We start from the raw sequence: 13558 nt of genomic DNA on the forward strand, positions 1-13558 counted from the left end.
GCAGCCATGACTGACAAGACTTTTCTGGTGGAAATCGGCACGGAAGAGCTGCCGCCGAAGGCTCTCCGCAATCTGGCGGAATCTTTTGCCGCAAACTTTACCGCCGAGCTGGATGCCGCCGGTCTGGCGCACGGCGAAGTAAGCTGGTTCGCCGCGCCGCGTCGTCTGGCGCTGAAAGTCGCCCGCTTGAGCGCCGCGCAGCCGGATCGTGAAATAGAAAAACGCGGCCCGGCGATCGCCCAGGCATTCGGCGCCGACGGCAAGCCGACCAAAGCGGCCGAAGGCTGGGCGCGCGGCTGCGGCATCACCGTCGATCAGGCGGAGCGCCTGACGACCGACAAAGGCGAGTGGTTGTTATACCGCGCGCAGGTTAAAGGCGAGCAGGCTCAGGCGCTGCTGGCGGGGATGGTGAGCGCGGCGCTGGCTAAACTGCCGATCCCGAAATTGATGCGCTGGGGCGATAAAGACACCCAGTTTGTGCGTCCGGTGCATACCGTGACGCTGCTGCTGGACGATGAACTGATCCCGGCGACCGTGCTGGGTATCGACGCCGCACGCACCCTGCGTGGCCACCGTTTTATGGGTGAAGCGGAATTCACCATCGATAATGCCGATCAGTACCCTAAAATCCTGCTGGATCGCGGTAAGGTCATGGCGGATTACGACCAACGTAAAGCCAAAATCAAAGCCGATGCCGAAGACGCGGCGCGTAAAATTGGCGGTAACGCCGATCTGAGCGACAGCCTGTTGGAAGAGGTCGCTTCGCTGGTGGAATGGCCGGTGGTGCTGACGGCGAAGTTTGAAGAGAAATTCCTCGCGGTGCCGTCCGAAGCGCTGGTTTACACCATGAAGGGCGACCAGAAATACTTCCCGGTGTACGACAACGACGGCAAGCTGCTGCCGAACTTTATTTTTGTCGCCAACATCGAATCCAAAGATCCGCAGCAGATTATTTCCGGTAATGAAAAAGTGGTGCGTCCGCGTCTGGCTGACGCCGAATTCTTTTTCAACACCGACCGTAAAAAACGGCTGGAAGATCATCTGCCGCGTCTGGAAACCGTGCTGTTCCAGCAACAGCTGGGTTCGCTGCGTGACAAAACCGATCGCATTCAGGCGCTGGCGGGCTGGGTTGCCGCTCAGATCGGCGCGGACGTGAACCACGCGACCCGCGCCGGTCTGCTGTCCAAGTGCGACCTGATGACCAACATGGTGTTTGAATTCACCGACACGCAGGGCGTGATGGGAATGCACTATGCGCGCCACGATGGCGAGGCGGAAGATGTGGCCGTCGCGCTGAACGAACAGTATCAGCCGCGTTTTGCCGGCGACGATCTGCCGTCTTCCCCGGTTGCCTGTGCGTTGGCGATTGCCGATAAAATGGATACGCTGGCCGGGATTTTTGGCATCGGTCAGCATCCGAAAGGGGATAAAGACCCGTTTGCGCTGCGTCGTGCGGCGCTGGGCGTGCTGCGTATTATCGTCGAGAAGCATTTGCCGCTCGATTTGCAGACCCTGACGGAAGAGGCGGTGCGCCTGTACGGCGACAAGCTGACCAATGCCAAGGCGGTGGATGAGGTGATTGAGTTTATGCTCGGTCGTTTCCGCGCCTGGTATCAGGAAGAAGGCCACAGCGTGGATACCATTCAGGCCGTGCTGGCGCGTCGCCCGACGCGTCCGGCCGATTTCGATGCCCGGGTGAAAGCGGTCACTCATTTCCGTACGCTGGAGGCCGCCGCCGCGCTGGCCGCGGCAAACAAGCGCGTATCCAACATCCTGGCGAAATCCAGCGATACGCTAAAAGCGAATGTTGATGCGTCGGTATTGAAAGACGCGGCGGAAATCACGCTGGCGACGCATGTCGTGGTGCTGTCTGACAAGCTGGAGCCGCTGTTTGCCGCAGGTCGTTATCAGGAAGCGTTGGCGGAACTGGCTTCGCTGCGCGAACCTGTCGATGCGTTCTTCGAGCAGGTAATGGTGATGACGGATGATGAACCGGTGCGTATCAATCGTCTGACGCTGCTCAACAAGCTGCGTGAACTGTTCCTGCAAGTCGCCGATATTTCGCTGTTGCAGTAGCGTGCTTTGTGCTCCCTCTTCATGCTGAGGGGGAGCATCATGTTTAACCCAGGGCTGGTTAATAACGTTTTGACCACCTTGGGAATATTTTATTTGGTATCTGGATAGTCTATTTCCTTCCCCGCAATAATGGCGTATTCATTACTGATGTAAATTAAATATCATTCTATTAACGTAGAATATTAATTAATATTTCATTTTTACAACATAATAATAATTATTTTTATTCCTCTCCATTATATTGTTAACGTTAAGTTTTTCCTCGATTTTATTGTGGTTTTCATATTATTTCATTTTTTGTGAAATAGAATAAAGATCACAATTCTTACCCAGTGTCGCGCCTATACTGGGAAAAATTTCTGATCGCAATCATTACGCGATGAAGTATCGTTGAAATAAATAACACCGTGTTTTTTATTAATTTCAAGGCAGAATGGATGGTCTTGTTATTGGTCGGAATTGGGTAGAAACAACAAATAATATACCGGGGTATTCTGAACTGCCGATAACGTCGTTGCTCTCAGTCTGCTGTAACACTATTTCTATAGTTTATTATTAATTGCAGGAGATTATTATGAGTGCGCTTAATTTTTCTATTCCACGGGATATCACCTATGGTGAAAATGCGATGGATCGGCTGGCAACCCTGCGGGGTCGCCGAGCGGCTATCGTGACCGGCGGCAATTCCATGAAAAGGCATGGCTTTCTGGCAAAAACCGAGCAACTGCTCAGGCAGGCGGGAATGGATTGCCTGCTGATCGATAATGTCGAACCTAATCCCTCGGTGGAGACGGTACAGCGCGGCGCGAAAGCGATGCTTGAATTCGAGCCGGACTGGATTGTGGCGATTGGCGGCGGGTCTGCGATTGATGCGGCGAAAGTCATGTGGTGCTTCTACGAGCACCCGCATCTTACGCTGGAGGACATTCTGCCCGTTGGCGCGATGCCGTCGCTGCGCAACAAGGCAAAGTTCGTCGCCATTCCTTCCACCAGCGGTTCCGCCTCGGAAATTACCGCCTTTTCGGTGATCACCGATACCGCAAGCCATATTAAATATCCTATCGTTGCGGCGGATATGGTGCCGGATATCGCCATCCTCGATCCGGCCATTCCGGCTACCTGTCCGCCACACATTACCGCCTATTCGGGGATGGATGTGTTGACCCACGCGCTGGAAGCGTATGTGTCCACCGCCGCGACCTCATTCACCGACCCCTACGCGCTGGAGGCCATTCGGCTGGTGTTTGAGAATCTGGAAACGGCTTACCTTTCGCCGGACAACATGCAGGCGCGTTATCACATGCACAATGCCTCTGCGCTGGCGGGAATTGCTTTTACCAATGCATCGCTGGGGATTATCCATTCGCTGGCGCATAAGCTCGGCGGTGAGTTCGGCGTGACGCATGGGTTGGCTAATGCGATTCTGCTGCCTTACGTGATCCAGTATAACCGCCACTGGACTAATAAATATCAGCTGGTTGAAAAGCGTTTCGGCATTATCGATCTGGCGAGCGCCATTCGGGATCTGAACCATCGGTTGAATATTCCCGATACGCTGAATACGTGCGATGAAGTGGATTTCGCTGAAGAGAAATTCGTGAAGGTACTCGATCGCATGAGTCACAACGCGCTGGCCGATCCCTGTACGCTGACCAACCCCGGCAACCCAAAAGTGGAAGACATGAAAGAGCTGTACACCGTGGCGTATTACGGGCATTAATCCTTTTCAGCGGTAAAATTTTAACGTCCGGGACCGGCTTGCCGATCCCGGACGTTATCTTTTGTCACCGCGCTATTTTGCCCGTTGCATCAGGCTGATTCGACTATGCTTACTGTAATCTGAAACACGCCGTCGACGTATTGTATACGTGAAAATCACTGACTGACCGAGAAGCATGTAAAACAGGGGTATGGAATGAAAATATTGATGGGATATCGCTCACGCTGGTTACTGCCGATACTGATGTTTTTTATGGGATTACAGTTGGTTGCCTGCGGTGATTCCGAAGCCGACCAGCGCAAAGCGTTTACTGATTTTCTGCAAAATGTTCAACAGCAACAGGATGGAAAACTGCCTGCGTTGACGGAGGAACAAAAGAAGACGTTCGGGCCTTTTGTCAACGATTACGCGATTTTGACCACATTTTCCCAGCAGGTGAATCAAGCGGTGGCGGGGAGCCTGACGCCGATGCTGGAGCAAGTTTCCCACATTCGCGTACCTCAGGATTATCTGTCTCAACGCGATAACCTGCGGCAATCCATTGGCGCGCTGAATTTGTTAGGCCAGCAGGTTCAGGCCGCCAAAGCACAGGCCGACAACGCTCACCGGGCGCTCAAACAGCCGGAGGAGCTACAGGTCGCCTATGAGCGGTTGTACGCGCGGGTTGTGACGCAGCCGACAAATGTATTACTGCCGGTTATTCCAAGCGCTATCGCGTTCGCTCAAAGTCTGATTCAGGTGGGGGATTACCTTCAAGCGCAGGGCGATCAGGTGGTGTTCAACGGCGCCTCGGTTCAGTTCCCTACGCCACAGCAGGTGGCGCAGTACAATGGCATGGTGTCGGAATTGCCTGCGCAACAGCAGAATCTGTTGAATGCGCTAAAGGCGTTGGGCGTCACCGCGACACCGTAGGAGAGGCGGCCTGACGAGAAGATGTTGGGCGGGATGAAAATAAATTGTGATTGTCATCACATAAGTGAAACAAAAGCTTGGTTAAAAAATGTGATTAAAGTCACATAAAAAGCCTGTAATGATGCGCCGATAGCGCCGGATTTTGGCTTTTTAAGCGTTTTTTGTGAAATGGATCACTTATTTGTGGCAGTGATGTAGGGTGAATGTGTGATTTTTGTCACGTTTATGCCACTGAGTTGCGGTATGAAAACAGCGTGCTAGAGTCCTCGCTGCATACAGTAATACTGACGGGGACGTTCATAGGACGACTCGTTCGCATAGCGTCTCACGATAATTATCACGCGCTCTTATTGGCAGCGCGTCTCAATAGGGGTGTGTTTTATGCTTTCACCAGACATCAAGATCAAAGTTCAGAACTTTGGTCGCTTTCTAAGCAACATGGTGATGCCCAATATCGGCGCATTTATCGCCTGGGGTATTATTACCGCACTGTTTATTCCTACGGGTTGGATCCCCAACGAGACGTTGGCGAAACTTGTCGGCCCGATGATCACCTATCTGCTGCCGTTGCTGATCGGTTATACCGGCGGTCGCCTGGTGTTCGGCGAACGCGGCGGCGTGGTCGGCGCCATCACCACCATGGGGGTTATCGCGGGTACGGACATCCCCATGTTCATGGGGGCGATGATTGTCGGCCCGTTGGGCGGCTGGGCCATTAAACGTTTCGACGGTATGGTTGACGGCAAAATCAAAAGCGGTTTTGAAATGCTGGTCAACAACTTCTCTGCCGGTATTATCGGCATGTTGCTGGCGATCCTGGCGTTTTTGGCGATTGGCCCGCTGGTCGAAGTCTTTTCCCAGGTGCTGGCTGCCGGCGTCAACATTATGGTGCAGAATAACCTGTTGCCGCTGACCTCGATTTTCGTTGAACCGGCAAAAATCCTGTTCCTGAACAATGCGATTAACCACGGCATCTTCTCGCCGTTGGGTATTCAGCAGGCGACGGAAACCGGGAAATCCATTTTCTTCCTGATTGAAGCCAACCCAGGCCCCGGTATGGGCGTGCTGATGGCCTATATGTTCTTTGGCCGCGGCAATGCGAAAGAGTCTGCGCCGGGCGCGGCGATCATCCATTTCCTCGGCGGGATCCACGAAATTTACTTCCCTTATGTGCTGATGAATCCGCGTCTGATCATCGCGGTGATCCTGGGCGGTATGACCGGCGTGTTTACCCTGACCCTGCTGAGCGGCGGCCTGATTTCTCCGGCGTCTCCCGGCTCTATTCTGGCGGTATTGGCGATGACGCCGAAAGGCGCCTATTTCGCCAACGTGGCGGCGATTGCGGCGGCTTTTGCGGTGTCTTTCGTTGTTTCCGCCATTCTGCTGAAAAGCACGAAGAACAAAGGCGAGGAAGATCTTGGTGATGCCACTCGCCGCATGCAGGATATGAAATCGGCCTCTAAGGGCGTGGATCGCGCCAATACCGGCGTCAGCGGCGATATGAGCACCGTGCGTAAAATCATCGTGGCCTGCGATGCGGGTATGGGTTCCAGCGCGATGGGGGCCGGCGTGCTGCGCAAGAAAGTACAGGATGCCGGGCTGAAAAATATTTCCGTGACCAACAGCGCCATCAACAACCTGCCGGACGATGTCGATCTGGTCATTACCCACCGTGATCTGACCGAGCGCGCGCTGCGCCATGCGCCGCAGGCGCAGCATATCTCGCTGACCAATTTCCTCGACAGCCAACTGTACGGCGATGTGGTGGCGCGTCTCGTCGCCGCGCAGGGCGAGGGCGGCGCTGCCCAGACGCCCGCGATGGCCGCTCAACCGGCTGCCGTCAGCGACGCGCCAAATCTGTTCCAACTCGGCGCTGAGAATATTTTCCTCGATCAGCATGCGACGGATAAAGAGCAGGCCATCCGTTTTGCCGGCGAGCAACTGGTTAAAGGCGGCTTCGTTAAGCCGGAATACGTCGATGCCATGCTGGAGCGTGAAAAACTGACGTCAACCTATCTGGGCGAGTCCATCGCGGTGCCGCACGGAACGATTGAAGCGAAAGATCAGGTACTGAAAACCGGCGTGGTTTTCTGCCAGTATCCCGACGGCGTGCGCTTCGGTGAGAATGACGATGACGTCGCGCGTTTGGTTATCGGTATCGCCGCCCGTAATAACGAACACATTCAGGTGATTACCAGCCTGACCAATGCGCTGGACGATGCCACGGTGATTGAACGTCTGACGCATACCCGGGACGTGCAGGAGGTGCTCGATCTGCTGTCGGGTAAAAAGAGCGCCTAAGTTCACGGCTGTGCCGCCTGCGGGCGGCCTCTTTTTATATTTTCGTTTTAAAAGGTTAAAGCATAATGAAAGCATTACATTTTGGCGCCGGAAATATCGGCCGGGGATTCATTGGTAAACTGTTGGCCGATGCCAACATCGAACTGACGTTTGCCGACGTCAGCCAGCCGCTGCTGGATGCGCTGAACAGCCGCAAAAGCTATCAGGTGCGTATTGTGGGAGAGCAAACGCGGCTTGAAACCGTCAGTAACGTTAGTGCGGTTCACAGCGGCGGCCCGGAGGCTGTTGCGCTGATTGCCGACGTCGATCTGGTCACGACGGCCGTCGGGCCGCAAATCCTGGAAAAGATTGCCGGAACCATCGCCCAGGGGCTGCTGAAGCGTCACGATAACGGTAATTTGCAGCCGTTAAACATCATTGCCTGTGAAAATATGGTGCGCGGCACCAGCCAGCTTAAGCAGCATGTACTCAAACTGCTGCCGGAAGATAAGCTGGAGTGGGTGGTTGAGCATGTGGGATTCGTCGATTCCGCGGTTGACCGTATTGTGCCGCCTTCCGAAGCCGGCAGCAGCGATGTGCTGGCGGTAACGGTAGAAACGTTCAGCGAATGGATCGTCGACCAGACGCAGTTCAACGGCGAGCCGCCGGCGATCCCCGGTATGGAACTGACCGATAATCTGATGGCGTTTGTCGAGCGTAAACTGTTTACGCTCAACACCGGTCACGCCATTACCGCTTATCTGGGCCAACAGTCCAGACACCAGACCATCCGTGATGCCATCCTTGATCCAGAGGTTCGCGCCGTGGTCAGAGGGGCGATGGAAGAGAGCGGCGCCGTGCTGATTAAACGCTACGGTTTCGATGCCAATAAACACGCCGCCTACATCAATAAAATTCTCAGCCGCTTTGAAAATCCCTATCTGCACGACGATGTCGAACGTGTGGGCCGCCAGCCGCTGCGTAAGCTGAGCGCCGGCGACCGGCTGATCAAGCCGCTGCTGGGTACGCTGGAATATAACCTGCCGTACGATAACCTGATTATCGGTATTGCGGCGGCGATGCACTACCGTAGCGAGCAGGATCCGCAGGCGCAGGAACTGGCCGCGCTGCTGCAAAAACTGGGGCCACAGGCGGCATTGGCGCAGATTTCCGGGTTGGATGCCGACAGCAAGGTTGTCGCGCAAGCAGTGAGTGTGTATAACGCCATGCAGTAATCGGCGCGTCTCGGCACAAGGCGGGTTTGCCTTTGCCTGATTACCTGGGTGCGTTCGGAACCGTTGAGATATAGAACAGGTGATGTTACATACCGACATCGCCGCACTCGCTGGTAAAACCCTATTATCGGGTAAGGCAAATCTGCATGTGGGTTAAAGGTACGAGAAGTGACGATGGAAGAAACACAGGCGTTTGAAAATCGGGTTCTTGAATCGCTGAATTCAGCAACGACGGTGCGCGGTTTTATGCTGCAAGCCGTCGAGCTGCTGGCTGAGGCGGCCAGTATTCTGATGTTGCAGGTGTTTCGCAAGGATGACTATGCGGTTAAATATGCGGTGGAGCCGCTGATGACGGGAACCGGTCCGCTGGGCGATCTGTCTGTGCGTCTCAAATTGATTTACGGATTAGGGATGATCAGTCGTAAAGAGTATGAGGATGCAGAACTGCTGATGGCGCTGGGTGAAGAGCTCACGCACGACGCCCATGACTACCGTTTTACCGATGATGAAATTCTCGGTCCGATTGGCGAATTGCACTGCGTCAGCGCTCTGCCGCCAGCGCCGCCATTGCCCGCTGGCGGCGACCCCGCCGACCAATTACTGATTGGTATGCAACAGCAGCGTTATCAGCAGATGGTGCGCTCGACGCTGCTGCTGTCACTCACCGAACTGATTTCCCGGATTAGTTTGAAAAAGGCTTTTTAATCCCTATTTCTTCTTCCCTTCGCCCACTGCACCGACAGGCGGTTTGGTGTATGCTTGTGCCCCGCACGATTCTCCGGTTAGATAGGTTTATAGGTTATGAAAGAGCAGGAAAAAGCAGAAATTAAACGCCTCAGCGATCAGCTGGATAAGTTGAACCGGAAGCAAGACACCCTGCTGGCACAGGGGGATGCGGAGGCGATTGCGCTTAATCTGGAAGCCTGCGGGAAACTGGCGGCGGAAATTGAACGTCTGCGCAGCGTAAAAGAACAGAAACTCAGCCAGGAAGCGCAGAAGCTGGCCCGCTTGCCGTTTAGCCGCGCCATCACCAAAAAAGAGCAGGCCAATATGGGCGCGTTGAAGAAAAGCGTGCGCGGCCTGGTGGTGGTACACCCCATGACGGCGCTGGGCCGTGAAATGGGGCTAAAAGAGATGACGGGTTACGCCCCTAAACCCTTTTAAGCCGCGCTGTTTCCTGCCCTTCTCCTCCGTCATGCCCGCGAAAGCGGGCATCTCAGCAACACCAAGCCGCCGGTGGTATTCGCGGATGACTATGGCGGAGTGGGTTTGTCGGCAACGTCCATATTGCTTACCGCGATCACTTTTTATGGCCTAGCTGGGGCGATGATTGGGAAAAGGCGATGCCGGCTGGCGTTGCGTCATCTTGTGAGTTTGCCAGACGGAAGACGGAAACGGCCTGTTTGAGCAACGCGGCCTGCTCTTCAAGCGAATCCGCCGCCGCCGAGGATTGTTCAACCAGTGCCGCGTTCTGCTGGGTGGTGCTGTCCATTTCCACAATAGCCTGATTGACCTGGGTAATTCCCCGGCTCTGTTCATCTGAGGCCGTTGCTATTTCGCCCATAATGTCGTGTACCTGAGTCACGGAGACGACGACGTCATTGATGGTTTTACCCGCATTGCTGACCAGAACGGCGCCGCTGCCGATCTGACTGACCGTCTCGGCGATCAGCCCCTCAATCTCTTTGGCCGCCTGTGAGCTGCGCTGCGCCAGATTGCGGACTTCGCCGGCCACCACGGCGAAACCGCGGCCTTGTTCGCCAGCGCGGGCGGCTTCAACCGCCGCGTTCAGCGCCAGAATATTGGTCTGGAAAGCAATGCCGTTAATCACCGAGGTGATTTCCGCAATACGCCTGGAGCTGTGTTCAATATCGTTCATGGTTTTCACCACATTGTTCACCTGCTCCCCGCCTTGCTTCGCCGTTTGCGACGCGCTGATCACCAGCGTGTTGGCGTGGTGGGCATTGTCCGCGTTTTGTTTCACCGTTGCGGTTAACTGCTCCATGCTGGCGGCGGTCTGCTCAACGGCGGCGGCTTGTTGCTCGGTACGTGAGGACAGGTCGGTGTTGCCGGCGACAATCTCCCCTGACGCGGTGAAAATCTGGCTGACGCCGATGCGGATCTCATCGATCATGTTATGCAGATTGGCATTCATTTTCGCCATCGCCCTGATGAGCTGCCCCAGTTCATCGCGGCGGTCGGTGTTGACGGTCATGGTCAGATCGCCGGTTGCGATGCGCTCGGCCATATCCAGCGTCGTATTCAGCGGGTTGGTGATTTGGCGTGAGATAAACCAGGAAATCAGCAACCCGAGAACCAGCGTAATCAGCATGGTTACGCCCATCTGTATCTCGGAGGAACGAATATCCTGCTGAGCAAGCTGTAGCTGATTGTTAAGCAGGGACTGGATGGTGGCGTTGAGATCGTCCGCACTGGCGGCCATTTGTTTAGCCTGAGTCAGCTCTTCCTGATAGGCGGGCATATAAGCCATGGCGCGCTCTTCATAGGTATTCATGGTGCTCAGAACGGGCGCGAGTATCGCCTGTTGTTCGGCGGGCAGGTTCTGGTACAGCGTAGTCAGCGCGCTTTGCGCATCGTCAATGGCGCCGGCAAGTTCTTCTTCCGATTCCTTATCCCGGGATAACAGCATACCGCGTACATGGTAGCGAACGGCCGTCAGCTTCTGGTTCAGATCGGAAAGCAGCAACTGAAGCCGGATGTTATCCCCGTCGGCTTTTAATTGTTCGTCCAGTTGTTTTAGCGGTGCGCCTGTTTCGGAAATATTCCAGCTTTTCCTGACGTCATCTTTCTTTTGGATGGCGTCAATATAGCTTTGCTGTCTTTGCCGATATTCGGCAATCACGTTTTCGATGTGGGAAAATTGCGTTCTGGCCTGCTCAGGCCAGTTCCAGCCTTTAGCCTGAGATACGTACTGATTAATATTCTCAATGTGTACGATATTTTGTTTTATATCGTCCGGCGAGTAGGTTGCGCTATAGCGCACCCGGTAATATTTGGCCTGATTAATTTCATTATTGATATTGTTGCTTAAATTGACTTTATCAATGCTTTTTTTTAATTCTTCAATGTGCATGACGCCCGCGCCAGCGATGATGACCGTCATCAATAAAATAAAGAAGAAACCTAATCCTAATTTTTTACCGACGTTAATATCTTCAAATTTTATAGCCATGTTGTTTCTTCCACTATCTTATGAACTGAATACTGGCTCAGGCGCGGTTTTGTCATCCATCGCGTTGATTATGAAAGATCGCGCCATGAGATTGTCGTGTGAGGCACAACATATCGGTTAAAAATAATACGATAGAGTCACATAGGGATCATCGGCAGGAGAGGGGAAAACTTTAATACCCTTGCTGGTGATTAATAAGCCAATAAAGTGGGGGAAAACGGGAAATATTCCGTTCATTGTCATTGAAAATAAAAAACCGGAATAACAGGGATTACCGTTACTCCGGTTTGTTCAGTCACCGCCGGGGCTGACCCGGGGCGGTAAGAAGACGGCTTATTTTTTCGCCTCGGTGAAACGTTTGGCGGCTTCGTCCCAGTTTACGACGCTCCAGAACGCTTTGATGTAGTCAGGACGACGGTTCTGATATTTCAGATAGTAAGCATGTTCCCATACGTCCAGCCCGACGATTGGGTAGCCGGATGCGCCGGAAATGGCTTCGCCCATCAGCGGGCTATCCTGGTTGGCGGTGGATACAACCGCCAGTTTGCCGTCATCTTTCAGCACCAGCCAGGCCCAGCCGGAACCAAAGCGGGTTGCCGCAGCTTGTTCAAATTTTTCTTTGAACGTATCGACGCTGCCGAAATCACGCTCAATGGCGGCTTTCAGATCGCCGGCCAGCGTGGTGCCCAGTTTCAAACCTTTCCAGAACAGGCTGTGGTTGGCATGGCCGCCCGCGTTGTTACGTAAAGCGGTTTTTTTCTCTGCCGGTACTTTGTCCAACTGTGCGATCAGTTCTTCCGCAGACAGTTTGGCGAACTCAGGCAGGGATTCCAGCGCTGCATTAGCGTTATTGACGTAGGTCTGGTGGTGTTTGGTGTGATGGATTTCCATCGTTTGCTTATCGAAATGAGGTTCCAGCGCGTCATAAGCATAAGGCAGGGATGGCAGTGAATAACTCATGTTTAGCATCTCCATGGTTGTCGTACTGAAGTGTTGTAGTACTGAAAAGAGGTATCGTACACAATTATTCTAGTACACAAAGTGTTGCGGCACTGCTTTTGTTAGCACCGCGTAAGAATTAGGTTCATTATAGTTAATTAAATGATATTGAAAATGATTATTCTCGTCTGAAAGCGATGCGTTTCATCGGCTTAACCCCCGATAACAAGCGCTTATGTGGTAATGCGCTGAGGTAACAACAAATCGGTCTAAGTCTTCGCGCTCTGGCGCTATTCGCACAGTCGCTGCGGATGGGTGTAAATGGTTGAACGGCCCGGACGACAGAAACCCACCAGCGTCAGATTGCATCGCTCGGCCACCTCGACGGCCAGCGAGGTGGCTGCGGAAACCGCAAACAGGATCTCCACGCCGCACATGGCGGACTTTTGTACCATCTCGTAGCTGGCGCGGCTGGAAACCAGCACGGCGCCCTGCCGCCACGGTTGTTTGGCCCGCATACCGAGCAGCTTATCCAGCGCGACGTGGCGACCGACGTCTTCACAGCCGCCGCTTAGCGAACCATCCGGCAGAATCCAGGCCGCGGCATGGGTGCAACCTGTTAATTGACCTGCCTGCTGCACATCTTTCAACTGCGTCAGCGCGGATTCGAGGCGGCTTAGCGAAAAGGTTTGGCTAAAGGGCAAGGGCGCAATGGGTTTACCGATCTCCGATAGCTGCTCAACCCCGCAGACGCCGCACCCGGTGCGGCCGTCCATCGCCCGACGCCGTGCCTTTAATCCGGCAAAGCGGCGGCTGGAAAGCTCGATTTGAACTTCGATGCCGTTGCATACCGGTTGAACATCGATGCCATAGATATCCTGCGGCGACTGAATGATGCCTTCCGACAGCGAAAACCCCAAAGCAAACAGCGGCAGGTCTTTGGGCGACGCCATCATAACGACGTGCGAAATACCGTTATACACCAGCGCCACCGGTACTTCTTCCGCCAGCCAGTCGGCCTGCGGCTGCGCCAATGAACCTTGATGACGAACCGTTCGCTGACATGCCCCTGTCGGGGGCGTTACCGTCTGTGGATTAACGCCTTTCACCTGAAACACCTGCAAGTTAATAACCGGAAACTGATGAAAGCATTATTTCACTGCCTCCCGACGGATGCGAATTTTTCTCCGAAAACGGTGAACA

General features: G+C 54.0%; 10 protein-coding genes. 7 read left to right on the top strand and 3 right to left on the bottom strand.

What is annotated here, in order from left to right:
• The first annotated feature begins 6 nt into the window (after positions 1–6).
• From glyS to HOY33_RS15465, 7 genes are all read left to right on the top strand, one after another.
• Positions 7–2076 carry a glycine--tRNA ligase subunit beta gene (gene glyS, locus HOY33_RS15435; protein WP_172291029.1) on the top strand — a complete coding sequence of 690 codons (2070 nt, stop codon included), beginning with the start codon at positions 7–9 and terminating at the stop codon, positions 2074–2076.
• A gap of 574 nt (positions 2077–2650) precedes the next feature.
• Positions 2651–3796 carry an iron-containing alcohol dehydrogenase gene (locus HOY33_RS15440; protein WP_172291030.1) on the top strand — a complete coding sequence of 382 codons (1146 nt, stop codon included), beginning with the start codon at positions 2651–2653 and terminating at the stop codon, positions 3794–3796.
• A gap of 195 nt (positions 3797–3991) precedes the next feature.
• A complete protein-coding gene (locus HOY33_RS15445) occupies positions 3992–4708 on the top strand; it encodes a DUF3053 domain-containing protein (RefSeq protein ID WP_233356451.1) in 717 nt (238 codons plus the stop codon).
• A gap of 381 nt (positions 4709–5089) precedes the next feature.
• Positions 5090–7009: a PTS mannitol transporter subunit IICBA gene (locus tag HOY33_RS15450; RefSeq protein ID WP_172291031.1), complete on the top strand. Its 1920-nt coding sequence runs from the start codon at positions 5090–5092 to the stop codon at positions 7007–7009.
• Between the two features lie 65 nt (positions 7010–7074).
• Positions 7075–8223 (top strand): mannitol-1-phosphate 5-dehydrogenase, encoded by a 1149-nt coding sequence (locus HOY33_RS15455; RefSeq protein ID WP_172291032.1) that lies wholly within the window; start codon positions 7075–7077, stop codon positions 8221–8223.
• 174 nt (positions 8224–8397) lie between these two features.
• Entirely contained in the window at positions 8398–8928 is a 531-nt protein-coding gene (locus HOY33_RS15460; protein WP_172291033.1) for an MltR family transcriptional regulator, read from the top strand.
• A 96-nt stretch (positions 8929–9024) separates the two neighbouring features.
• Positions 9025–9387 (top strand): YibL family ribosome-associated protein, encoded by a 363-nt coding sequence (locus HOY33_RS15465; protein ID WP_172291034.1) that lies wholly within the window; start codon positions 9025–9027, stop codon positions 9385–9387.
• Positions 9388–9523: 136 nt separating this feature from the next.
• Here the strand turns inward: HOY33_RS15465 and HOY33_RS15470 are convergent, their stop codons facing one another.
• The 3 genes from HOY33_RS15470 to fdhD all read right to left on the bottom strand — a co-directional run bounded on the left by HOY33_RS15470 (position 9524) and on the right by fdhD (position 13479).
• Positions 9524–11416, bottom strand: a complete 1893-nt coding sequence (locus tag HOY33_RS15470) for a methyl-accepting chemotaxis protein (RefSeq protein ID WP_172291035.1) — start codon at positions 11414–11416, stop codon at positions 9524–9526.
• Positions 11417–11749: 333 nt separating this feature from the next.
• The gene (gene sodA / locus HOY33_RS15475) at positions 11750–12376 is read right to left on the bottom strand and encodes a superoxide dismutase [Mn] (RefSeq protein ID WP_172291036.1); all 627 of its coding nucleotides are present in this window, start codon (positions 12374–12376) and stop codon (positions 11750–11752) included.
• Between the two features lie 269 nt (positions 12377–12645).
• The gene (gene fdhD, locus HOY33_RS15480) at positions 12646–13479 is read right to left on the bottom strand and encodes a formate dehydrogenase accessory sulfurtransferase FdhD (protein ID WP_172291037.1); all 834 of its coding nucleotides are present in this window, start codon (positions 13477–13479) and stop codon (positions 12646–12648) included.
• Positions 13480–13558: the final 79 nt, after the last annotated feature.

The sequence above is a fragment of the Brenneria sp. hezel4-2-4 genome (assembly GCF_013155275.1).
Classification (GTDB): Bacteria; Pseudomonadota; Gammaproteobacteria; order Enterobacterales; family Enterobacteriaceae; genus Brenneria.

What these genes read in the sequence shown, in the direction of transcription:
- glyS (WP_172291029.1), top strand. Translation starts at nt 7, where the DNA reads ATGACTGACAAGACTTTTCTGGTGGAAATCGGCACGGAAGAGCTGCCG.
- HOY33_RS15450 (WP_172291031.1), top strand. Translation starts at nt 5,090, where the DNA reads ATGCTTTCACCAGACATCAAGATCAAAGTTCAGAACTTTGGTCGCTTT.
- sodA (WP_172291036.1), bottom strand. Translation starts at nt 12,376, where the DNA reads ATGAGTTATTCACTGCCATCCCTGCCTTATGCTTATGACGCGCTGGAA.
- HOY33_RS15445 (WP_233356451.1), top strand. Translation starts at nt 3,992, where the DNA reads ATGAAAATATTGATGGGATATCGCTCACGCTGGTTACTGCCGATACTG.
- HOY33_RS15465 (WP_172291034.1), top strand. Translation starts at nt 9,025, where the DNA reads ATGAAAGAGCAGGAAAAAGCAGAAATTAAACGCCTCAGCGATCAGCTG.
- HOY33_RS15455 (WP_172291032.1), top strand. Translation starts at nt 7,075, where the DNA reads ATGAAAGCATTACATTTTGGCGCCGGAAATATCGGCCGGGGATTCATT.
- HOY33_RS15440 (WP_172291030.1), top strand. Translation starts at nt 2,651, where the DNA reads ATGAGTGCGCTTAATTTTTCTATTCCACGGGATATCACCTATGGTGAA.
- HOY33_RS15460 (WP_172291033.1), top strand. Translation starts at nt 8,398, where the DNA reads ATGGAAGAAACACAGGCGTTTGAAAATCGGGTTCTTGAATCGCTGAAT.
- HOY33_RS15470 (WP_172291035.1), bottom strand. Translation starts at nt 11,416, where the DNA reads ATGGCTATAAAATTTGAAGATATTAACGTCGGTAAAAAATTAGGATTA.